This window comes from Halomonas sp. OfavH-34-E, from assembly GCF_024124525.1.
Lineage (GTDB): Bacteria > Pseudomonadota > Gammaproteobacteria > Pseudomonadales > Halomonadaceae > Halomonas > Halomonas litopenaei.
In genome coordinates, this window is sequence record NZ_JAMXRY010000019.1 from 16,539 (window position 1) to 37,790 (window position 21,252).

20 protein-coding genes are annotated in these 21,252 nt (G+C 65.6%); 10 read left to right on the forward strand and 10 right to left on the reverse strand.

Annotation, left to right across the window (positions count from 1 at the left end):
• The first annotated feature begins 79 nt into the window (after positions 1–79).
• Entirely contained in the window at positions 80–511 is a 432-nt protein-coding gene (locus NH448_RS10055; protein ID WP_158981902.1) for a nuclear transport factor 2 family protein, read from the forward strand.
• 82 nt (positions 512–593) lie between these two features.
• Positions 594–1,211: an XRE family transcriptional regulator gene (locus NH448_RS10060; RefSeq protein WP_052704184.1), complete on the forward strand. Its 618-nt coding sequence runs from the start codon at positions 594–596 to the stop codon at positions 1,209–1,211.
• 234 nt (positions 1,212–1,445) lie between these two features.
• On the opposite strand, the gene NH448_RS10065 is transcribed toward NH448_RS10060, so the two are convergent.
• The 9 genes from NH448_RS10065 to NH448_RS10105 form a co-directional block, all read right to left on the reverse strand.
• Entirely contained in the window at positions 1,446–2,408 is a 963-nt protein-coding gene (locus NH448_RS10065) for a C-terminal binding protein (protein ID WP_108449887.1), read from the reverse strand.
• Positions 2,409–2,420: 12 nt separating this feature from the next.
• Complete coding sequence (locus tag NH448_RS10070; RefSeq protein ID WP_045995141.1) at positions 2,421–3,197, reverse strand: SDR family NAD(P)-dependent oxidoreductase; 777 nt, start codon at positions 3,195–3,197, stop codon at positions 2,421–2,423.
• The gene (locus tag NH448_RS10075; protein WP_045995140.1) at positions 3,194–4,213 is read right to left on the reverse strand and encodes an alcohol dehydrogenase catalytic domain-containing protein; all 1,020 of its coding nucleotides are present in this window, start codon (positions 4,211–4,213) and stop codon (positions 3,194–3,196) included. Before NH448_RS10075 ends, NH448_RS10070 begins: the two co-directional genes overlap by 4 nt.
• Positions 4,214–4,255: 42 nt before the next feature.
• Positions 4,256–5,398, reverse strand: coding sequence for a mandelate racemase/muconate lactonizing enzyme family protein (locus NH448_RS10080; protein WP_045995139.1), 1,143 nt, complete (start codon positions 5,396–5,398; stop codon positions 4,256–4,258).
• 7 nt (positions 5,399–5,405) lie between these two features.
• Entirely contained in the window at positions 5,406–6,386 is a 981-nt protein-coding gene (locus NH448_RS10085) for an ABC transporter permease (protein WP_045995138.1), read from the reverse strand.
• A 1-nt stretch (position 6,387) separates the two neighbouring features.
• Positions 6,388–7,401: an ABC transporter permease gene (locus NH448_RS10090; RefSeq protein WP_197037066.1), complete on the reverse strand. Its 1,014-nt coding sequence runs from the start codon at positions 7,399–7,401 to the stop codon at positions 6,388–6,390.
• On the reverse strand, positions 7,398–8,984 hold the full coding sequence (locus NH448_RS10095) for a sugar ABC transporter ATP-binding protein (protein WP_253028732.1): 1,587 nt from the start codon (positions 8,982–8,984) through the stop codon (positions 7,398–7,400). Before NH448_RS10095 ends, NH448_RS10090 begins: the two co-directional genes overlap by 4 nt.
• Positions 8,985–9,036: 52 nt before the next feature.
• Positions 9,037–10,050, reverse strand: a complete 1,014-nt coding sequence (locus tag NH448_RS10100; protein WP_253028733.1) for an ABC transporter substrate-binding protein — start codon at positions 10,048–10,050, stop codon at positions 9,037–9,039.
• A 78-nt stretch (positions 10,051–10,128) separates the two neighbouring features.
• A complete protein-coding gene (locus NH448_RS10105; protein WP_253028734.1) occupies positions 10,129–11,598 on the reverse strand; it encodes an aldehyde dehydrogenase family protein in 1,470 nt (489 codons plus the stop codon).
• A 291-nt stretch (positions 11,599–11,889) separates the two neighbouring features.
• On the opposite strand from NH448_RS10105, the gene NH448_RS10110 reads away from it, so the two are divergent.
• From NH448_RS10110 to NH448_RS10130, 5 genes are all read left to right on the forward strand, one after another.
• Entirely contained in the window at positions 11,890–12,591 is a 702-nt protein-coding gene (locus NH448_RS10110) for an FCD domain-containing protein (protein ID WP_108131711.1), read from the forward strand.
• Complete coding sequence (locus NH448_RS10115; RefSeq protein ID WP_253028735.1) at positions 12,588–14,279, forward strand: GMC family oxidoreductase N-terminal domain-containing protein; 1,692 nt, start codon at positions 12,588–12,590, stop codon at positions 14,277–14,279. The genes NH448_RS10110 and NH448_RS10115 overlap by 4 nt, the downstream gene beginning before the upstream one ends.
• A gap of 93 nt (positions 14,280–14,372) precedes the next feature.
• Positions 14,373–15,347 (forward strand): sialic acid TRAP transporter substrate-binding protein SiaP, encoded by a 975-nt coding sequence (locus NH448_RS10120; RefSeq protein ID WP_231498535.1) that lies wholly within the window; start codon positions 14,373–14,375, stop codon positions 15,345–15,347.
• 18 nt (positions 15,348–15,365) lie between these two features.
• The gene (locus NH448_RS10125) at positions 15,366–15,977 is read left to right on the forward strand and encodes a TRAP transporter small permease (protein ID WP_253028736.1); all 612 of its coding nucleotides are present in this window, start codon (positions 15,366–15,368) and stop codon (positions 15,975–15,977) included.
• A complete protein-coding gene (locus NH448_RS10130; protein WP_045995133.1) occupies positions 15,974–17,254 on the forward strand; it encodes a TRAP transporter large permease in 1,281 nt (426 codons plus the stop codon). Before NH448_RS10125 ends, NH448_RS10130 begins: the two co-directional genes overlap by 4 nt.
• 262 nt (positions 17,255–17,516) lie before the next feature.
• Here NH448_RS10130 and NH448_RS10135 read toward each other — a convergent pair whose 3' ends face one another.
• Positions 17,517–18,281, reverse strand: coding sequence for an SDR family NAD(P)-dependent oxidoreductase (locus tag NH448_RS10135; protein WP_253028737.1), 765 nt, complete (start codon positions 18,279–18,281; stop codon positions 17,517–17,519).
• A 394-nt stretch (positions 18,282–18,675) separates the two neighbouring features.
• Here NH448_RS10135 and NH448_RS10140 point away from each other — a divergent pair, with 394 nt between their 5' ends.
• The 3 genes from NH448_RS10140 (at position 18,676) to NH448_RS10150 (ending at position 21,234) form a co-directional block, all read left to right on the forward strand.
• Positions 18,676–19,422: a ribonuclease activity regulator RraA gene (locus tag NH448_RS10140; RefSeq protein ID WP_045994114.1), complete on the forward strand. Its 747-nt coding sequence runs from the start codon at positions 18,676–18,678 to the stop codon at positions 19,420–19,422.
• Between the two features lie 74 nt (positions 19,423–19,496).
• Complete coding sequence (locus NH448_RS10145; protein WP_253028738.1) at positions 19,497–20,516, forward strand: tripartite tricarboxylate transporter substrate binding protein; 1,020 nt, start codon at positions 19,497–19,499, stop codon at positions 20,514–20,516.
• 190 nt (positions 20,517–20,706) lie between these two features.
• Positions 20,707–21,234: a tripartite tricarboxylate transporter TctB family protein gene (locus tag NH448_RS10150; protein ID WP_108449894.1), complete on the forward strand. Its 528-nt coding sequence runs from the start codon at positions 20,707–20,709 to the stop codon at positions 21,232–21,234.
• Positions 21,235–21,252 lie beyond the last annotated feature (18 nt).

Consider the following 21,252-nt stretch of genomic DNA (forward strand, 5'->3'; position numbering starts at 1 on the left):
AACCGTTACTCACAACGACCGCTACACACAGCGACCGCTACACACAGCGGCCAACATGTCCCGACAGGAGACACACCCCATGACGACAATGACAAACGAGACGCTCAATCGCCTCTTCGCGGCCTTCAACGCCCACGATATCGACGCGGTGATGAGCTATTTTGCCGACGATATCGTCTTCGATACCGTCGCCGGGGACCAGGCCCATGGCACCCGCATAGAGGGCTGGGAGGCCGTCAAGGCGGCCTTCGAGAACACCTGGGGCACCATGCGTGACGTGCAGTGGATCAACGGCAGGCACTACTTTGTCATGGCCGGCGTCACCGACGGTGGCAGCGATGGGCCAGACGCTGGCGGCGAGCGTATCGTCTCCGAGTCGACCTTCGTCGCCACCCAGCCAGACGGCAAGCGAGTCGAGGCGGACGGGGTCGATCTGTTCAGCGTGCGAGATGGCAAGATCACCCGCAAGCAGGCGTTTCGCAAGCAGCGTCCCGCCTTTGACCCCAGTTGACGCCTTAGTCGCCGTGCGATGCCTTAGCCCCCGGTCGAGCCTCTGGTAGTCTAGGTCCACGCCAATAATGATGGGAAAAGCGATGGCCAGGACGAAGGACGCCAGCAAGGACGCCACCCGGGATACCCGCGAGGGTCAGGACGCCCTGCGGCTCGGTCAGCAGATCCGCGATCTGCGCAAGGCGCGTCAGATGACGCTGGCCGAGCTTGCCGAACGGGTCAACCGCTCGGTGGGCTATCTGAGCCAGGTCGAGCGGGGCGCGTCGTCGCTGCCCATCGGCGTGCTGCAGGCGATCAGCGAGGCGCTGGGGGTGCGGGTGAGCTGGTTCTTCGAGGCCGACAATGACGTGCCCGAGCACGAGCGGGACGTGATCGTGCGCGCCTCCGGCCGCCGGTCCATGGAATTTTCAGGCATCGGCGTCCGTGAAGAGCTGCTGTCGCCGCGTCTCAGCGGCCAGTTGATTCTGATCATGACGCGGCTGGAACCGGGCGGCAGCGGCGGTGAGGTGCCCAGGCAGCGCAAGGGCGAAGAGGCCGGCTACGTCGAAGCCGGGCAGCTCGAACTCACCATCGGTGATCAATGCCATCTGCTGGAGGCGGGCGACAGCTTCTCCATCACCGGCGATCAGCCCCACCTTATCCGCAACCCCGGCGATATCGAGACCCGGGTGGTCTGGGTGATGACCGGGGTCGACTATTGAGGCTTGTCTGAAAAGTACCTGCGCTCGGTAATACGGCGTTAAAAATCGGCTGGTGCGTCAGTCCGGTCAATATGCTCGTTTACACCCCGTAAACTGCGCTGTCGCACCGATTTTTGCCTTGTCTAACCTTCGCTCGTCGACTTTTCGGACGACGCCGAAGGCGCCCGGAGCGGTCTCCGGGCGTTCACTCCACGCGTTCTCTCCAGGCAGACTTTTCGGTGGCCGGCGAGGCCTTCAGGCGGGCAGTCGGTTCACCGGCCACAGCACCTTCTCGCCACTGGCGAAGCGCACCGCTTCCTCGGCCACCTTGCGCTTGAGCTCTTGCGCGGCGTCTTCTGAATACCAAGCCATGTGCGGGGTGATCAGGCAGTTGTCGATGCCCCTGAGCGGGCTATCGGCGGGCAAGGGTTCCTGCTCGGTGGTGTCCAGGGCGGCGCCGGCAAGCCTGCCTTCCTTCAGGGCCTGGGCCAGGGCCGTCTCGTCGATGATGCCGCCACGAGAGGTGTTGATCAGATAGGCCGAGTCCTTCATCCGCTCCAGCGCCGCGGCGTCTACCAGATGGCGGGTTTCCTCGGTCAAGGGGCAGAACAGCCCGATCACGTCGGCCTCCCGGAACAACTCATCGAGTTCCAGGCAGCGAAGCTGGTCGGTGCCGTCTTCGGCGTTGGGCTGATGGTAGCGGTCGTGGGCGATGACATTGAAGCCCAGCGCCGCCATCTTGCGGGCGTAGAGCCGGCCGATGCGACCCAGGCCGACCACCCCGGCGGTCATCCGGGTCTGGCGCCGGATCGGCATGGCATCGGCGTACTCCCAGCGTCCGGCCTGGCAGCCGGCGTTCATCGGCACCAGCTTGCGAATCAGCGCCAGGCTCAGCGCCAGGGCGTGATCGGATACCTCGTGCATGCCGTAGTCCGGGACGTTGCAGACCTGGACCCCGGCGGCGCTGGCGGCCTCGAGGTCGACGTTGTTGACGCCGACCCCGTAGCGCACGATCTGCTTGAGATCGGGCAGGGCCTCGAATACCCGGCGGGTGAAGGGGGCGTACTGGTTCAGGGCGATATCGACGCCCTGGAGCTGTTCGATCAGCGCATCTTCGCTTTGGCATTCAAGCAGCGGGACATCGAAGCCCGCGCGCTTGAATATCTCGGTTTCCACGTCGTGGTTGGCGTGGTCGAGGTCGGTAAAGACGATCTTCATGCAAGTCTCCTGTCAGCGGCCGAGGTAGCCGCCATCGACGGGCAGGGTGACACCGTGGACATAGTCCGAGGCAGGGGAGGCCAGAAACAGCAGCGGTCCTTTCATGTCGTCGCCATTGCCCCAGCGCCCGGCGGGAATGCGTGCGGTGATCTCGGCGTTGCGACCCTCGTCGGCCAGCAGTGCGCTATTCATGTCGGTCGCCATGTAGCCCGGGGCGATGGCGTTGACGTTGATGCCCCTGGCCGCCCATTCGTTGGCCAGGGCCTTGGTCAGCTGCATCACGCCGCCCTTGCTGGCGGCGTAGGCCGGCACCGTCATGCCACCGAAGAACGACAGCAGCGAGGCGATATTGATGATCTTGCCCTGGCCGTCGGGCCCTTCGACGTCGCGCTCGAGCATATGCCGGGCGGCGAGCTGACACAGCTCGAACACCGCCGTCAGGTTGACCTCGAGCACCGCCTCCCAGTCATCGGCGGGGAAGTGCTCGGAAGGGTGGCGGCGCTGGACGCCGGCGGCGTTGACCAGGATGTCGAGGCGACCGCCGAGCTTGGCAAGGGCAGCGTCGAAGCCCTCGCTGCGCTGCTGGCGGCTAGCCAGATCGACGACCACGCCATGACAGGCGCTGGTCGACGTGGACAGGCCCGAGGCGACCTCATGGACCTTGTCCGACGAGCCCAGGATGACGACCTCGGCGCCTGCCTCGAGCAGGGCTTCGGCCATGCCGAGGCCGAGGCCCCGGGTTCCGCCGGTGACGATGGCCTTGCGGCCGTGTAGATCGAACAGCTTCATGATTGGCAGTCCACCAGAACCTTGACGGTGTTGAGGGAGGGAGTGGCGATCATCTCGAAGACACCGGCCGCGTCGGACAGCGGCACCACCTGGGTGATGGTCTGGCGCAGTTCATCGGCCAGGGTGTCGGCCAGAGCCAGGGCGTCGCCGAACTGCTTGTGGGTGTAGACCCGGGAGCCGATCAGGGTCAGCTCCTTGAAGTTCACGTCGATCAGATTGACCGCGTGGGCCGCCTTGTGGGTGGCGGTCAGGCAGATGGTGCCACCGACGCGTACTACCTTGGTCATCTCCAGCGCCGCGCTCTCGACGCCGGAGCACTCGAACACGGCGTCGGCGCCGTCGCCGCCGGTGGCGCTGGCCACCCGCTCGACCAGGCTCTCGCTGCGCACGTCCACGGTATCGAAGCCGAGCTGGCGACAAAGTCCCAGGCGGCCTTCGTCGACGTCGGAGACGATCACCCGGGAGGCGCCTGAGTGGCGCAGCACGATGGCGGTCAACAGGCCGATGGGGCCGGCGCCCATCACCACTGCGCTGTCGAGCAGCGCAAAGCGCGCCTGGTGCAGGGTCCTGACCACCACCGCCAGGGGCTCCACCAGCGCCGCCACCTCATCGGACAGGCTGTCCGGCACCTTGAACAGCACGCTTTCGTCGATCCACTGATGGTCGGTCATGCCTCCGTCACGATCGATGCCGATCAGCCGCAGGTTGGCGCAGACATGCGGGGTGCCGTTGCGACAGGGATGGCAGTCGCCGCAGGAGATCAGCGGGTAGGCCACCACTCGGTCGCCCACCGCGAAGCGCGAGTCCGGCGGCGTCTGCTCCACGCGGCCGACGAATTCGTGGCCCAGCACCAGGGGCGCCTGGGCGCGCGGGTGCTTGCCCGAGTAGATACCGATGTCGGTGCCGCAGACACCGCAGTAGAGCATGCGAACCTTGACGGCGCCGGCCCGCTCGGCGGGCTCCGGTACCTCGGTGACCTCGACCTGTCGGGGGCCGGTATAGACCAGTGCTTCCATGGGGGTTCCTCGTGTCGTCGGGGCGTTGTGAAGAGGGAGAATTCAGGCGCTGTGCTGCTGGCGCTCGGTACCGCTGTCGCTGCCGAGCCGTGCACCGCCGGTGCGATGGGGGGCCATCCGGTCGCGGTCGAACTCGACCCCGATGCCGGGACTGTCCGGGGCCACCGCGCGACCCTGGTCGAGGACCAGCGGACGTCGGGTGTAGTGGTCGATGGGGAAGGAGTGGATCTCCATCCAGCCGGCGTTGGGCTGGGCCGACACCAGGCTTACGTGCAATTCCTGCATGCCGTGGCTGCAGATGGGCAGGCCGTAGTGGCGGCTCTGGCGGGCGACATCGAGCCAGCCACTGATACCGCCGCAGTTGGAGGCGTCGGGCTGGATGAAGGATAGCCGCGCTTGTTCGAAGGCGTAGCCGAATTCGTGAGAGGTGTGCAGGTTCTCGCCCATGGCCAGCGGCATGCCGGTCGCCTCGGCGATGCGGGCATAGCCCTGGTAGTCGTCGGGAAGGGTGGGTTCCTCGAACCAGGTGATGTCATAGGGCGCGAAGGCCCTGGCGGCCTCGATGGCGCCATCGACGCTCAGCGCGTAGTTGGCGTCCACCATGAAGGGACGCTCGGGGCCGATCAGTTCGCGTACCCGGGCCACCCGCTCGACATCCTCGGCAAGGGTCGGGCGGCCGACCTTGATCTTGATGGCCTCGGCGCCCTGGTCGAGGTAGCCCTGAACGTTGGCGAGCAGCCGCTCGAGGGAGAAGTTGAGGTCGATGCCGCCGAAGTAGGCCTGGCACTGGCGGCCCTGGCCGCCGGCCATCTGCCATAGCGGCTGGCCGAGGCGGCGGCCCTTGAGGTCCCACAGCGCGATATCCAGCGCCGAGATGGCGAAGGCGGCGATGCCGCCGCGGCCCACGTAGTGGATATGCCATAGCATGTCGTCGTAGCAGCCGGCGATGTCACCGGCGTCACGCCCCAGCAGCATCGGCGCCAGGTCGTGCTCGAGCAGTGCCAGGATGGCGTGTCCGCCGCGCCCGCCGGTGTAGGTGTAGCCGGTGCCGCTGTGGCCATCCGCGGTGGTGACGGTGGCGGTCACGACCTCGAAGTCGGTGTGCACGCCATGCTTGGCATCGCCCATGGGCTCGCTCAGCGGCAGTCGGTAGAGGTCGAGCTCGATGGAGGTGATCGTCGACATGGGAGGATTATCCTGTGTTGCGTGTGCGCGTGATCTGCACCTGGATCGCGATCACGACGAAGAGAAAGGCGCCGCGGATGACCATCTGCCAGTAGGCGCTGAGGTTGAAGGTGCCGAGTCCGTTTTCGAAGTTCAAAAGGTTGAAGATCAGACCGAGCATCAAGGCGCCGATCAGCGTCGCCACCAGCGACCCCTTGCCGCCGGTCAGCAGGGTGCCGCCGACGACGACGGCGGCGATGGCGGTCAACTCCCAGCCTAGTCCCTCCAGCGGCTGGCCGGCGCCGAAGCCCGAGGCCAGAAAGACCCCGGCGAGCCCGGCACAACCACCGCTGATCAGGTAGGCCAGGGTCTTGGCCTTGCGTGCGGGCAGGCCCATCAGGTGGGCGGCTTCCTCGTTGTCGCCCACCGCGAGCATGGTGCGGCCGATGGGGCGTTGTTCCAGCAGCCACCAGAGACCGGCGCCGACCACCAGGGTGATGGCGAAGCTCCAGGGCAGCAGGCCGCCGATCGACTCCATCCCCAGTCGGGTAAAGCCGCTGGCCCAGTCCACCGGCACCGTCTGGTTGCCGCTGATGATCAGGGCGGTGCCCTTGGCCGCCAGCAGGCTCGCCAGGGTGGCGATAAAGGGAGGAATATGCAGGCGCGTGATCATCACCGCATTGACCAGACCCGCCGCCAGTCCGGTGGCGAGCCCTGCCAGGAGCGCCGGGACCAGGCCGTAGGGGCTGACGTAGGCGGCGGTGACCGAGGACAGCGCCGCCACCGTGCCCACCGACAGGTCGATGCCACCGGTGATGATCACCAGGCACATGCCCAGGCTGATCAGCACGAACATGGCGTTGTAGTTGAGAAAGGACGAAAGATTGTAGGCGCTGCCGAAATTGTCGTAGCGGATCAGGCCGAGGCAGACCAGTGCCAGCAGGATCACGCAGACCCCGGTGGCCTGGCCATTGTCGGCAAGGCGCTGGCGCCAGGAGACGGTGGTCATGTCAGTGGGCTCCTCTGGGCGTCTGGAGGTACACCGCCAGCACGATGATGGCGGCCTTCACCACCAGCGCTACCTCGTCGGCGACGCCGTTGGCGAGCAGGGTGTAGCGCACCAGTTGAATGATCGCGGCGCCGAGGATGACCCCGGCGATGGGGGCCTTGCCGCCCTTGAGCAGGGCGCCGCCGACCACCGCCGCGGCGATGGCGTCGAGTTCCATCAGGTTGCCGTTCTTGGCCGCGTCCGAGGCGGAATTGATGGCCACGGTGATCAGCCCGGCGAGACCAGCGAGCAGGGCACAGCTGGTGTAGGCCGCGAGCTTGACGCGGGTCACCGGGACCCCGGCCATGCGTGCTGCCTGGGGGTTGCCGCCGGTGGCCAGCAGGTAGCGGCCGTAGCGGGTGCGGGCGATGACCCAGGCCACCACCAGGGCGATGACCACCACCAGCCAGCCCTGGAAGGGCAGGCCGAGTAGCCGACCGGCGCCGAGGAACTCGAAGGCGGGATTGTCGAAGGTCTGCAGGTTGCCGTTGGTCAGCACCTGGGCCAGACCGCGACCGGAGATGAACAGCACCAGGGTGGCGATGATCGGCTGCACGCCGAAGCGACTGACCAGCACGCCATTGAACAGCCCACAGGCCACGGCGACGGCCAGGGCCACGACGATCGCCACCAGGGTCATCGCCAGCGGCGCCTGCTGGCCGAACTCCGACAGAAAGATCAGTGGCGCCAGGGCGCCGGCCAGGGCCATCACCGCGCCCACCGACAGGTCGATGCCACCGGTGGCGATGACCAGGGTCATGCCGATGGCGACGATGGCGATGGTCGACACCTGGGAGACGTTGACCGACAGCGTCTGCCACTCGAGAAAGTTGGGGGTGATCGCGACATTGAACAGGATCAGTGCCAGCAGGGCGACGAGCAGCGCCAGACTGCGGGGATTCACCGGCATGGCCTGGCGCCATCGCGGGCTGGCCGACCGGGGCGTCGCCTGACGGGAGGAGTGGAGCGACGTCATGGTACGGTCTCCTGGTGGTCGGTGGCGGTAGCGGGGGATCTCTCGTCGTCACGGGCCGCGCCGTCGGCTCGGTCGTGCTGGGCGGTGGCGATGGCGGTGACCAGGGCGTCTTCGCTGAGCCCGGGGTTGTCGAGCACCCGGGTCGAGTGGCCTTCGTGCATGATCACCACCCGCTGGGCGCCCTCGGCGAGTTCCTCGAATTCCGAGCTGATCATCAGCACCGCGCCGCCCTGGGCCTGATAGTCCTGGACGATGCGCTGGATCTCGCGCTTGGCGCCGATATCGACGCCACGGGTCGGCTCGTCGAGGATCAGCAGTCGCGGTTGGGTCGCCAGCCACCGCGCCAGCAGTACCTTCTGCTGGTTGCCGCCGGATAGCTGGCCGATGGGTTGTTCCATGGAGGCGGTCTTGATCTTGAGCGCCTCGATATAGTGCGCGGCGAGTTCGCGCTCGCGCCGCCTTTGGATGACGCCGCGACGGCTCAGCGTGCCGAGCAGGGGCAGGGTCATGTTCTCGCGCACGCTCATCTCGGGGATGATGCCCTCGACCTTGCGGTCTTCGCTGAGCAGCGCCACCCCCGCGGCGATGGCGTCGCGGCTGTGGCGGGGGGCGTAGCGCTGGCCGGCCAGCCGCATGCTGCCCCGGGTGGTGCGATCGAGCCCGAACAGGGCGCGGGCAAGCTCGCTGCGACCGGCGCCGAGCAGACCACCGAGGCCGACCATCTCGCCCTGATGCACCTCCAGCGAGGCGCCGCGCAGGCCCTTGTCGGTGGCCAGGGACTCAACCTCGAGCAGCGTCTCGTCGGTGTCGAGTTCCATCTCGCGAAAGCTGGTGGTGCCGCTTGCCTGGATGTCCGAGGCCTTGCGGCCAAGCATGGAGGCCACCAGCTCCAGGCGCGGTGTCTCGCTGAGGGTACGCTGCTCCACCGTGGCGCCGTTGCGCATGATGGTGGCGCAGTCGCACACCGCGTAGAGCTCCTCGAGGAAGTGCGAGACGAACAGCACCGAGGTGCCCTGGGACTTGAGCAGTCGGATGACCTCGAATAGCCGCTGCACCTCGCGTTCGTCCAGCGAGCTGGTCGGCTCGTCCATGATCACCAGCCTGACCTGCTGGGACACCGCTCGGCCGATGGCCACCAGCTGCTGGATGGCGGTGGAGTACTCGCTGAGCGGACGGCGGACGTCGATGTCCAGCCCCAGCTCCTCGAGCACCGTGCGGGCCCGTCGATGGGCCTGGGGCCAGTCGATCCCGCCCCACCAGTGAAGCGGCTCGAAGCCCATCATCATGTTCTCGGTGACCGAGCGCAGCGGCACCAGGTTGAGCTCCTGGTAAATGGTGGCAACGCCTGCCTGCTGGGCCCGGCGCGGGCCGGAGAAGGCCACAGGCTTGCCGTCGAGCAGGATCTGGCCGCTGGTCGGTGTGTAGACCCCGGTCAGCACCTTGATCAGGGTGGACTTGCCCGCCCCGTTCTGGCCGATGAGGGCGTGCACCTCACCCGGCGCGATCGTGAGTGAGGCGCCGTCGAGGGCGACGGTACCTCCAAACCGCTTGTGGATGTCGCGCATGTCGATAAGCGCTGTCATGACGTGGTACCTGGTTGGAATGTCAGGTCGGGATCAACCGGCGTGGCCCAGCTCAATAGGCGTCGTCGATATGCTCGGCGGCGTTGTCTTGGGTGAAGACACGGTCCTCGACGCGCACCCAGGGCTCGATGGTCTCGCCGGCGGCGTAGCGGTTGAGCACGTCGCAGGCCATCGGACCAAAGCGTGGTGACGACTCGACGCTGACACCGAGCTTGCCGTCGAGGATCGCCTGCAGGGCGTCGCGGGTGCCGTCGATGGAGACCAGCAGCACGTCCTCGCCGGGGGTGCGTCCGGCCAGTTCCAGCGCCTGGATGGCACCGATGATCATCTCGTCGTTGTGGGCGTAGACCACGTTGACCTCAGGATGGGCCTGGAGCAGCGTCTCCATCACCTGACGACCGGTATCGCGGGCGAAGTCGCCGGACTGGGAGGCGATGATCTCCATGTTGTCCTGTTCGGCGATGACCGCATCGAAGCCTTCCTTGCGGTCATTGGCCGAGGAGGCGCCGGTGGTGCCCTCGAGCTCGATGATGTGGGCCTGATCGCCTTCGAAGTTGTCGACCAGCCACTGGGCGGCGATGCGCCCCTGCTCGATGAAGTCGGAGCCGAGGAAGCTGACATAGTGCTCACCGGCCTTGGCGACCTCGTCATCGACGATACGGTCGACCAGGAACACCGGGATACCTGCCGCACGGGCCTTCATCACCGCCGGGATCAGCGCCTTTTCCTCGCGCGGGGGCAGGAAGATCGCATCGACGCCCTGGGCGATCATGCTGTCCACGTCGGCGACCTGCTTGGCAGCGGAACCGGCCGCGTCGGTCACCGTCAGCTGCCAGTTGCACTCGGGGGCGATATCACGAAACGACTGGGTCTCGGCGATGCGCCAGGGGTTGTTGCTTTCCATCTGGGCGAAGCCCACCCGGTAGCTGTCCTTCTGTTCCAGCGGCGGCAACTGCTGGGCCCAGCCGGGCATGGAGGAAAGTCCCAGCAGGGCGGCGGTGGCAAGCCCCGCCAGGCGGCGGGTGCGGGGGTGACGGGCGGTCGGGGAGTGGTGGGTCGAAGGCATCGTGTTCTCCTGGGCTATTGTGCTTGTTGTCAAAAGAGCACCGGGTCGGCAGTGCTCCGTGCTGCAGGGAGGGGGCGTTCAATCGCCCCAGTTGACGTACATCGTCTGCTTCTTGAAGTAGGCGGAAAAACCGTACTTGCCGTCCTCGCCGCCGACGCCGGAGTGGCCCCAGCCCGAGTGATAGGCGTGGACCTGCTCGCCGTTGGCGCGATTGAAGTAGATCTCGCCGAAGCGCAGCTCCGAGGGCAGCCGCATCAGCCGCTTGAGGTCGCGGGTGAAGACATAGGCCGAAAGGCCGTAGGAGGTGTCGTTGGCGAAGGCCAGGGCCTGCTCGAAGTCGTCGACCCGCTGGATCGGCACCACCGGTCCGAACACCTCGTCGTCGATCAGCGGCGAGCGATTGTCCCGGGTCTCGACGATGGTCGGGGCGATCCAGTAGCCCTTGGCGTAGTCGCCTGAGTCGAGCGGGCCGCCTTCGAGCAGCACGCTGTCGCCCTGGGCGATACCGCGCTGGACCATGGCGGCGACCTTGTCGCGTTCGCCACGGCTGACCTTGGGGCCCATGTCGGGGTCATCCAGCGGATTGCCGATGCTCAGTGCGCGCGAGGCGGCGATGAACTTGTCGATGAACTCGTCGGCGATCTGGCGATGCAGGTAGATACGCTCGCTGCAGGTGCAGATCTGGCCGCAGTTGGTATAGCGCGCGGTGACGGCGGCCTTCACCGCGGCGTCGACGTCGGCGTCTTCCATCACGATGAAGGGCGCCTTGCCGCCGAGCTCCAGCCGCACGATCTTGAGTTCCTCGGCGGCGCTGCGAAAGATCTGTCGCCCCGCCCGGGTACTGCCGGTCATGGTGATCAGATCGGTGTCGGGGTGCTCCACCAGCGCCTGGCCCACCACCGGCCCCTGGCCGGTCACCACGTTGAAGACGCCGGGCGGAAACCCGGCGCGCTCGGACAGCGCCGCCAGGTAAAGTCCGGCGAAGGGGGTGATCTCGTGACCCAGCAGGATAAAGGTGTTGCCCGCCACCAGGGCGGGGCCGGCCTTGCGCGTGGCCAGGGCCGCCGGATAGTTCCAGGCGGTCAGTCCGGCGACTACCCCGAGCGGCAGCGAGCGAATCTGAATTTCCTCGTGGCGATTGTCCGAGGGCAGAATGTCGCCTTCGATGCGTCTGGCCCACTGGGCGCTGTAGCGCAGAAATTCGCTGCAGGCGCCGACCTCGCCGCGAGCCTGGGACAGGGGTTTGCCCTGCTCCAGGGCAATCAGCCGGGCGAAGGGTTCGAGATGGCGATCGATCTCCTCGGCCCAGCGGGTCAGCAACTTGCCACGCTCGTTGGCCGGTCGCCTGGCCCAGTCGGACTGAGCCCTGGTGGCCGCGGCGACGGCGGCGTCCACGGCGGCGGCGTCACCGGCGGGGACCTGGCCAAGCAGCGCCTCGCTGGCCGGGTTGTCCACCTCGATGGCGTGGGAGCCGGCATGCTCAAACCAGCTACCGTCGACCCACATGCGGCCTTCCAGGGGGGTGGCACCGAACTGTTGGAAATCCATGGGGCGTCCTCTGTTGGGTAAGGCCAGAACGATGATTGGCTAACGCCAGAACAACGTTGGGGTGGTCAGAACGTCTGTTGGATAACGCTGAAATGACGTTTGGTACGACCATATACTGTTGATGGTCGAGGTGGGTGGCAAGCGTAAGGCGCTACGACCATTGTCTATGTTTGTTTTAAGATTATGAAAAATAGCGATTTTAGTGGTTGCTGTGGCGATATTAGCCATTGGTTGTAGTTGTTGGTCGAGAATTTAATGATTAGTTTGGTACGACGATAAACGAGGTGTTGTATGAGCGGACGCAGTGCGGACTCGATCACTCTGGATATTGAGCGCTCCATCGTTGCCGGCGAGCTGGAGGAAGGCCGTCCGTTGCCCGCTGAGCGGGCGCTGATGGAGCAGTACGGCGCCAGTCGCACCGTGATTCGCGAGGCGATCACCGCGCTCACCGCCAAGGGATTCTTGAAGAGTCGTCCGCGCTATCGCCCGATCGTCTGTCGCCCGGATGCGAGTTCGGCGATGCAGGCGGCGGGAGGGGTGATCAAGCACCTGCTCGATAACTCCCGAGGCGTACATGACCTCTACCAGGTGCGGGTGTTGTTCGAGCGGGTGCTGGTGCGGGACGCCGCCACCGGGGCGGGCAAGGACGACCTCAAGCGGCTGAAGGATGCACTGGACGACAACCAGGCGGCGATCTGCGATTCCGAGCGCTTCTACGCCACCGACGTGGCCTTTCACCGGGTGCTCTACACCATCTCGGGCAACCCGGCCTATCCGGCCATTCACGCCGGCTTTGTCGAGTGGCTGGCGCCCCAATGGAGCCGGATGCCACGCAGCGAGCAGCGCAATCACGACAACTTCCTGGCACACCAGGCGATCTACGAGGCCATCCTGATGCGTGATCCCGACGCGGCGGAGCGCGCCCTGGTCGATCACCTCGAGGCCTCATGGGAGTTTGTGCGCAGCACCTTCTTTGCAGGAGAGAACGAGTGAGCGACGTCGATCATATTGTTGTCGGGGGCGGGGCCGCCGGGTGCGTGGTAGCCGCCCGCCTGGTGCGCGAGCAGGGTGCCAGGGTGCTGCTTTTGGAGGCGGGCTCGTCCCACCACCACCCGCTGCTCGACATGCCCCCGGGCATCTTCAAGATGATCAATGGCTCGAAGTTCATGCGCTATCACCAGACCGAGCCGCAGGCTCATCTGGGGGGACGGGTCCATGACATTCCCCAGGGTCACGTGCTCGGCGGCGGTACCTCGGTCAATGCCCAGGTCTACATGCGCGGGCGGCCCGAGGACTACGACGACTGGGATCGGCGACTCGCCGGCAACGCGGCGAGGGCCGACTGGTCCTGGCAAGGGGTACTTGAGCACTTTCGCCGGATGGAAGACAACGACCGTCTGGTCAATGATCGCCACGGGCGCGGCGGGCCACTCAAGGTCTCTGACCCCGGCCATGTGGATGTGGCCTCGCGCTGGTTTATCCAGGCCGCCCAGGCGGCGGGGCTGCCCTACAACGGCGACTTCAATGGCGAGCGTCAGACCGGGGTCGGCTTCTATCAGTTCATGAATCGGGCGGGCAAGCGCTGCTCTGCCGCCTACGCCTACGTGGAGCCGCTGCGCGAGCACCCGGGGCTCGAGGTCGCGCTCGACTGTGAGGTCCAGCAGGTGCTGGTCGAAGACGGACGTGCCGTGGGCGTCGAGTACCGCGACCGCAAGGGCAAGGTGCGCCGGGTGCGCGCGCAGGGCGAGGTGATCCTGGCGGCGGGTGCGCTGGTGACCCCGAAGCTTCTGATGCTCTCGGGTATCGGGCCAGCCGAGCAGTTGGCGCAGCACGACATTGCGGTGAAGGCGGACCTGCCGGGGGTGGGGCAGAACCTGATCGACCATCCCGAGGTGCCGATCACCGCCTACGCCAGGACCCCGTGTGGCTACTATCGCCAGGGCGTCGGCTGGCGGATGCTGGCCAACGGGCTCCAGTTCAAGCTGTTCGGCAGTGGCCCGGTGACCTCGGCCGGGGTCGAGGCGGGCGCCTTCGTCAATCCCGTCGACCCTCAGGCGGCACCGACCATCCAGGCCTTCTGCGTACCCATCGTCTATCTGGACCGGGATACCCGGGACGCGCTCAAGGACGACTACGGCCTGACGGTGACCACCGTGGTGGTCAAGCCCAAGGCCAGAGGCAGCGTTTGCCTGCGCTCGGCCGACCCCGGCGACATGCCGCGGGTGTCGCCCAACCTGCTTGGCCATCCCGACGACATGCAGGCGATGGTGGACGGGCAGAAGTTCTTTCTGCGCGCCTTCGAACAGTCACCGCTCAAGGAAAACCTGCACGGTGTGGCCTTGCCCTTCGCCGGAAGCGGCGCCAGCGACGATGAGCTGCTCGAACACTGCCGACGCTTCGTCAAGACCAACTACCACCCGGCCGGTACTGCGGCCATGGGTGCCGATGACGACCCCATGGCGGTGCTCGATGCGCGACTGCGGGTCCGTGGGGTGCGCGGGCTGAGGGTCTGCGACATGTCCGCGGTACCCGATATACCCGCCGGCAACACCACCGCCCCGGCGATGATGCTGGGCAGCCGCTGCGCCGACTTTATCGGCGAGGATGCCGGCCTGGGCCAGGACGCCCGGCGCGACGCTGCAGCGCCCGAGGCGAAGGCCACCGGGGCGGCGATGCATTGATCTACTGAACGGATTTTCAAGCACCGACAGCAACCGACAGCAACCGACAGCAACCGACAGCAACCAATAGCAACAATGAAAAAGGAGCATCCGATGACACGCCTGACTCTTCTGCCGCTGACCCTGAGCGTAGGTCTCGCCGCCGCAGCCAGTGCTGCCCAGGCTGCCGACACCGTCCAGTGGGCCCATGTGTACGAACCCTCCGAGGCCTACCATCACTGGGCCGAGTGGGGCGCCGAGCAGATCGCCGAGCGCACCGACGGTCGCTACGAAGTGGAGGTCTTCCCCGCCTCGACCCTGGGCAAGGAGGTCGAGATCAACCAGGGGCTGGTGCTCGGCACCGTTGACATCATCTACACCGGCCAGAGCTTCGCCGCCCAGACCTACGGGCCGCTGGCGCTGTCCGACGCCCCCTTCGTGTTCCGTGACTACGAGCACTGGAAGGCCTACGCCGACAGCGAGCTGTTCGCGGAATTCGCCGACGGCTACCGTGATGCCTCCGGCGGCAACGTGATCCTGGGTGACTGCTACTACGGCCAGCGCCACGTGACCTCCAATACCCCCATCGTCGAGCCCGCCGACATGGAAGGCCTCAAGATTCGGGTGCCCAATGCGCCCATCTACAGCCTGTTCCCCCGTGCGGTCGGCGCCCAGCCGACACCGGTGGCCTTCTCAGAGGTCTATCTGGCCCTGCAGCAGGGGGTGGTGGACGCCCAGGAGAACCCCTTGCCGACCATCCGCGCCAAGAAGTTCTACGAGGTCCAGGACTACATCAACCTGACCGGCCACGTGACCGGCTCCAACCTGATCGTTGCCGGCGGTCCCTTCTTCAACGGCCTGTCCGAGGAGGATCAGCAGATCTTCCGCGAGGTGCTCGGCGAGGTGGCCAGGAAGGTCTCCGACGATGTGCGCGAGCAGGAGCTGGCATCCATCGACTGGTTCAAGGAGCAGGGCGTGGAGGTGCTGGAGGTCGAGCGTGAGGCCTTCCGCGAGAAGACGTTGCCGGTGCTCAACGGCGACGAGGCGACCTGGACCCAGGAACAATTCGATCGCTTGCAGGCGCTGTAACGCCTCGGGAATAACGCTATGAACCACACTGACAGCGAGGCCCTGGGCTCCGCACGGGCATCCGAGGAGGATGCCCGTGAGGGGCCGCAAGGCCCGGATATCGACTTTGACGACGACGGCCCGACCTTCGCCTGGCGCGACATCGGGCTTGAGGACGCGCTCACCCTGGTGGTCTTCTGGACCATGGCAGCGGTGGTGTTTGCCCAGTTCTTCAGCCGCTACGTGCTTGGCTCGCCGCTGGGCTGGACCGAGGAGGTCGCCCGCTATCTGCTGATCTGCGTCGGCTTTCTGGCGGCGACCGTGGGGGTGCGCAAGCGCAGCCACATCCGCCTCGAACTGCTGTATCGCTACCTTCCCCTGCGTGCCTCGGCGGCGATGATCTGGCTGGTCGACCTGGGCCAGCTCGTCTATTTCGTGCTGCTGGGGTGGGTCACCTGGAAGATCCTGCCGCTGATGAGCGCCCAGAAGATGACCTCGATGGCGGTCGGCATGGACACACTCTACAGCGTGGTGCTGTTGAGCATCGCCATCATGGCGCTGCGGCAGGCCTGGCAGCTGGTGCGGGCGAGCGGTCCGAAACAGTGGCTGGCGGCGCAGCGAGCTGACACCACCGGCGAGGAGGCATCATGACGCTACTGGTCCTGTTCGGCGGCCTGCTGCTGATGCTGGTGATGGGCTTCCCGGTGATGGTGGCGCTTGGCGCCTCGTCGCTGGCGGCGATCCTGGTCGATGGCAGCGTCCCCGACTTTATCGTGCTGCACCGTATGGTCGGTGGCATGGACAGCTTTCCGCTGCTGTCGATTCCCTTCTTTGTCCTGGCCGGTGCGCTGATGAACTCCGCCGGCATCACCAGTCGCATCTTCGACTTCGCCAGGGCTCTGGTGGGCTGGATGCCCGGGGGGCTCGGCCACGTCAACGTCGGCGCCTCGGTCATCTTTGCCGGCATGTCCGGTGCTGCGGTGGCCGACGCCGGTGGGCTCGGCGCGATCGAGATCAAGGCGATGCGCCGGGCGGGCTATGATCCCGGCTTTTCGGTGGGTATCACCGCTGCCTCGTCCACCATCGGGCCGATCATTCCGCCTAGCCTGCCGCTGGTCATCTACGGCGTGATGGCCTCGGCCTCGATCGGACAGCTGTTCGCCGCCGGCCTGGTCCCGGGACTGTTGATGGCGCTTTCGCTGATGCTGATGGTGGCCTGGTACGCGGTGCGTTATCAGTATCCGCGTGACGTCGGCTTCGCCCTGGGCTGGATCGCCTTGACCTTCCGTCGTGCCTTTCTGTCGCTGCTGACCCCGGTGATCATCGTCGGCGGCATCGTGCTTGGCATCTTCACCGCGACCGAGGCCGCCATCGCCGCGGTGATCTACGCCATGCTGCTGGGGGCGGTGGTCTATCGCACCCTGACCTTCAAGAGACTGCTGGCGGTCACCATGGAGACCATCGAGACCACCGGGATCATCATGATGATCATCGCCGCCTCGTCGATCTTCTCCTGGCTGCTGACCAGTCACCATGTGGCCGAGAACTTCGCCAACTGGATGCTGGCGGTTACCTCCAACCCCACCATCATCCTGCTGTTGATGACGTTGATCCTGTTCGTGGTGGGCTGCTTCATGGAAACCATCGCGGCGATCACCATCCTGGTGCCGATCCTGCTGCCGATCGCGGTCAATCTCGGCGTCGACCCGGTGCAGTTCGGTATCGTCATGGTGCTGAACCTGATGATTGGCCTACTGACGCCACCGGTGGGACTGGTGCTCTACGTGCTCTCGCAGGTGTCCAAGGTGCCCTTCGAACGCTGCGCCTCGGCGACCCTGCCGTTCCTGATCCCGCTGTTGGTCGTGTTGATGCTGGTCACCTTCGTGCCCTCCATCTCGCTGTGGCTGCCGACCTTGATCTATCGCTAGGCGCTGTCCGAAAAGTCGACGAGCGAAGGTTAGACAAGGCAAAAATCGGTGAGAAAGCGCAGTTTACGGGGTGTAAATGAGCATTTTGACCGGGCTGGCGCACCAGCCGATTTTTAACGCCGTATTACCGAGCGCAGGCACTTTTCAGACAAGCCCTAGCATCGAGCAGGCAAGGGGACACGTTGCGCCCCTGACAACCAACGCCCCCGACGTCTTCGTCGGGGGCGTTTGCTTGAGGGGGGACGATGGTGCGTCCTCCTGCCTATCGCCCCATCCAGCCGCCGTCCACGGTCATCACGCTGCCGTGCATATAGTCCGAGGCGCTGGAGGCCAGAAACACCACCGGTCCCTTGAAGTCAGCGGCGTCCCCCCAGCGACCGGCGGGGATGCGCGCGAGGATGTCGCGGGAACGCTCGGGATCGTCGCGCAGTGCCTGGGTGTTGTCGGTGGCGATGTAACCAGGAGCGATGGCGTTGACGTTGACCCCGTGGGCGGCCCATTCGTTGGCGAAGGCCTTGGTCAACTGGGCGATGCCGCCCTTGCTGGCGGCGTAGCCGGGCACGGTGATGCCGCCCTGAAACGACAGCAGCGAGGCGGTGAAGATCACCTTGCCGCTGCCTCGCGCGACCATTTGCCTGCCGATCTCCCGGGTCAGCACGAAGGGGGCGCTCAGATTGACGTCGATGACCCTGTCCCACAGCGCATCGGTGTGTTCGGTGGCGGGGGCGCGTTCGATGGTGCCGGCGTTGTTGACCAGGATATCGATACGCCGGTCGGCAAGCTGCTCGACCATCGCCATCAGCGCGCTGCGGTCCGACAGGTCGCAGGCGATCCCTGTGCAGTCTCGCCCCAGGGCGCGCACTCGCTCGCCCAGCTCGCCGCCGTCGGCGGTCATGCTGGTGCTGACGGCGATGATGTCGGCACCGGCTTCGGCCAGGCCCAGCGCCATGGCCGCGCCGATGCCGCGTCTCGCGCCTGTCACCAGGGCGGTCTTGCCGTCGAGTGCAAAGGTCGTCAGTACAGCCATCGAAAATCTCCTGAGTGATCGGACAGGCATGTATAGCAACGGGGGGTATCAGCCTAGTGGGCATCCCGGGCGCGGGAAAGGCCGGGGAGGGGTATCGTGCGGATGGCAGTGCTCCGTCTCGACCACATCTTGTACCTTTTAAAGACAAATTCTTTCTTATTAGACCTATGTCTAAGGAGCAGGCATATTGATCGATCCTGAGTGAAGGTGGTTTTTCAAATAATTGAAACTAAACGTTTAAATGTTATGCTTCGGGTTGTCGAAGTGGTCTCGAGTGCCGTGTTAAGGTCAAGATGAAAGCCAAGTTGTAAAAAGTTGTTTGAAAAGCCTTTCGACGCTTCCTATAGTGACTCCGTCAACGAACAACCCAGTTTGCCAGCGATAGGCGGAGCCCATGAGCATCATCAACGATTACCCCCACGCAGAGCTGTCCAACCTGACCCGCGAGCGACTGATGCGGGCTTCGACGGCGTCGCTGCATACCCTGCTGCACAAGCGGGGTCTGAAGAACACCTATATCCAGAACGTCGGTCGCATGAACAAGAGCCAGGTCAAGATGGTGGGGCAGGCCTATACCCTGCGCTATATCCCGGCCCGCGAAGACCTGGACGTGGTGGCCGCCTTCCGTGATCCGGAGCACCCCCAGCGTCTGGCGGTGGAGAGTGTGCCGCCTGGCCGCGTACTGGTATCCGACTGCCGTCAGGATGCCAGCGCCGCGAGTGCCGGCAGCATCCTGTTGACCCGCCTGCAGGTGCGCGAATGTGCGGGCTTCGTGTCGGACGCCGGTGTGCGTGACTCGGAGTACGCCGAGAGCATGTCGATGCCGGTGTTCTGCACCAAGCCCAGCGCCCCGACCAACCTGACCAAGCACCACGCGGTGGACATCCAGCAGCCCATCGGCTGTGGCGGCGTGCCGGTCTATCCCGGCGACGTGCTGGTCGGCGACGGCGACGGCGTCATGGTGGTGCCGCTTGAGCTGGCCGACGAGATCGCCGAAGAAGCCAGTGGCATGGAGGCCTTCGAAGCCTACGTGCTGGACAAGGTCAACAACGGCGCGGCGGTCATCGGTCTTTATCCGCCCAACGAACAGGCCCAGGAGGAATACCAGGCCTACCTGCGCGAGCAGAAGTCTCGCGGCTGAAGCAGGAGTCGCGCGGCCAGACAAGCGCCGCCTCATCTATCCCCACACAATCACAAATAATTCCAGGAGTCGCCATGTTTGCTCTCACTCCCCTCAACGCCACCCTCAGCACGACCCTGCGCAAGCGCCTGATCAAGGGCGCGACCGGCGCTACCCTGGCCGGTGTGGCGCTGGCCGCGGTCGTCGCCGTGCCCACGGCCCAGGCCGACTTCCCCCAGCGTGACATCCGCATGATCGTGCCCTGGCCTGCCGGCGGCGGTGCCGATGCCATCTCGCGCAAGATCAGCAACCTGGCCGAGCAGTCGCTGCCGACCTCGATCTACGTCGAGAACATCGGCGGGGCGGTGACCGCCACCGGCCTGATGCAGTTGGCCAAGGCGCGTCCCGACGGCCACACCATCGGCGTGCTGACCTACGACAGCGTCGTCACCCTGCCGCGGGGCAACATGGTGCCCGGCTACTCGCTGGAAAAGCTCGAGCCGTTCGCCCGCGTGACCCAGGAAGCCGACGCCATCGTGGTATCCAAGCAGTCGGGCTTCACCTCCTACGAGGAGCTGATCGAGGCGGCCAGGGAAAATCCCGGCACGGTGCGCATCGGTGTGGCGCCCCAGGGCTCTGGTCCCTACCTGGCGGTACGTCGCCTGGAGGCGGCCACCGGGGTCACCTTCAACGTGATCTCCTATCCGGGGTCGTCCACCGCCGAGGCCGAGGCGCTGCTGTCCGGCGAGATCGACGCCGCCATCTCGAGCCTGGGAGACTTCTCCGGGATCCTGTCCTCGGGTGATGCGCTTGGCGTGGTCGAGCTGTCCGGTTCGCAGAACCCGGCCTATCCCGAGGTGCCGCCGATCTCCGAATTCGACGTGGATCTCGAGACCGGCAGCTTCATCGTGCTGGCGGCGCCGGCCAATACCCCGGAAGACGCCATCGAGACCCTGGAGTCGACCTACCACGAGGCTTACCAGAGCGACGAGTTCCAAGAGTGGGTCACCAGTATCGGTGTCACCCCGGGCTGGCTCGGCAGCGAGGAAGTCAACGAGTGGATCGGCAGCTACCAGGAGCGGACCTTCGCCGCCATGGATGAGCTGGACCTGTAAGTCCGGGGTGCAAGGTCCGGGGAGGAAGGTCCGGTGAAACATGTCTGAGCTTCACGCAGCGACCTTCCGCTTCCTGCCTCCATCTGGAGCGGGCGGGTAGAGCACCTGCCTCTGCCGGCCCGCTTCACTTCCCTTCCAACGAACACTGTGTTGTCGGTCTCCCGTCATTGGGGGCCGAGAGAGGTTTCGCATGTCTCGTTCATCTTCATCTCTGCTGGCGCGTGCGCTTGGCCTTGGCCCTGGCTCCAGTGCTGGCGCGATCCGTTTCCACGGCGTGCTGGCGCTGCTGGCCCTGGGCTACCTGATCGGTGGCCTTGCGATGGGGCCTCCGCTGGAGGCCGGCAAGCTGACGCCATCCTTCTTTCCGTTGCTGATCGGTGTGCTGGCCACCGTGCTGTGCGTGCTGCAGTGGTGGTCCTCGGTGCGCAGCGCCGCTGCCCTGGATCGGGACAACGCGGCCGATGAAGGCGATAGGCCGAGGGGCCGTCGTCTTTCGCCGGAGCTGACCCTGATGCTGGCGACTCTGGTCTATGTACTGGTGTTTCAGTCACTCGGCTATGTGCTGTCCACCCTGGTCTATGTACTGGGAGTGATGCTGTTGTTCTCGGGGCTCGACAAGTGGTTGAGCAAGGCCCTGATCGCGCTGGCCATCACCGCGGTGGGCTTCGTGCTGTTCAACCAGGTCTTCAACGTCCGTCTACCGACACTCTGGGGCTGAGCCATGATGACTGATGCA

Coding starts and splice junctions, on each gene's coding strand:
- NH448_RS10055 (WP_158981902.1), top strand. CDS start 80: ATGACGACAATGACAAACGAGACGCTCAATCGCCTCTTCGCGGCCTTC.
- NH448_RS10060 (WP_052704184.1), top strand. CDS start 594: ATGGCCAGGACGAAGGACGCCAGCAAGGACGCCACCCGGGATACCCGC.
- NH448_RS10065 (WP_108449887.1), bottom strand. CDS start 2,408: ATGAAGATCGTCTTTACCGACCTCGACCACGCCAACCACGACGTGGAA.
- NH448_RS10070 (WP_045995141.1), bottom strand. CDS start 3,197: ATGAAGCTGTTCGATCTACACGGCCGCAAGGCCATCGTCACCGGCGGA.
- NH448_RS10075 (WP_045995140.1), bottom strand. CDS start 4,213: ATGGAAGCACTGGTCTATACCGGCCCCCGACAGGTCGAGGTCACCGAG.
- NH448_RS10080 (WP_045995139.1), bottom strand. CDS start 5,398: ATGTCGACGATCACCTCCATCGAGCTCGACCTCTACCGACTGCCGCTG.
- NH448_RS10085 (WP_045995138.1), bottom strand. CDS start 6,386: ATGACCACCGTCTCCTGGCGCCAGCGCCTTGCCGACAATGGCCAGGCC.
- NH448_RS10090 (WP_197037066.1), bottom strand. CDS start 7,401: ATGACGTCGCTCCACTCCTCCCGTCAGGCGACGCCCCGGTCGGCCAGC.
- NH448_RS10095 (WP_253028732.1), bottom strand. CDS start 8,984: ATGACAGCGCTTATCGACATGCGCGACATCCACAAGCGGTTTGGAGGT.
- NH448_RS10100 (WP_253028733.1), bottom strand. CDS start 10,050: ATGCCTTCGACCCACCACTCCCCGACCGCCCGTCACCCCCGCACCCGC.
- NH448_RS10105 (WP_253028734.1), bottom strand. CDS start 11,598: ATGGATTTCCAACAGTTCGGTGCCACCCCCCTGGAAGGCCGCATGTGG.
- NH448_RS10110 (WP_108131711.1), top strand. CDS start 11,890: ATGAGCGGACGCAGTGCGGACTCGATCACTCTGGATATTGAGCGCTCC.
- NH448_RS10120 (WP_231498535.1), top strand. CDS start 14,373: ATGACACGCCTGACTCTTCTGCCGCTGACCCTGAGCGTAGGTCTCGCC.
- NH448_RS10125 (WP_253028736.1), top strand. CDS start 15,366: ATGAACCACACTGACAGCGAGGCCCTGGGCTCCGCACGGGCATCCGAG.
- NH448_RS10130 (WP_045995133.1), top strand. CDS start 15,974: ATGACGCTACTGGTCCTGTTCGGCGGCCTGCTGCTGATGCTGGTGATG.
- NH448_RS10135 (WP_253028737.1), bottom strand. CDS start 18,281: ATGGCTGTACTGACGACCTTTGCACTCGACGGCAAGACCGCCCTGGTG.
- NH448_RS10140 (WP_045994114.1), top strand. CDS start 18,676: ATGAGCATCATCAACGATTACCCCCACGCAGAGCTGTCCAACCTGACC.
- NH448_RS10145 (WP_253028738.1), top strand. CDS start 19,497: ATGTTTGCTCTCACTCCCCTCAACGCCACCCTCAGCACGACCCTGCGC.
- NH448_RS10150 (WP_108449894.1), top strand. CDS start 20,707: ATGTCTCGTTCATCTTCATCTCTGCTGGCGCGTGCGCTTGGCCTTGGC.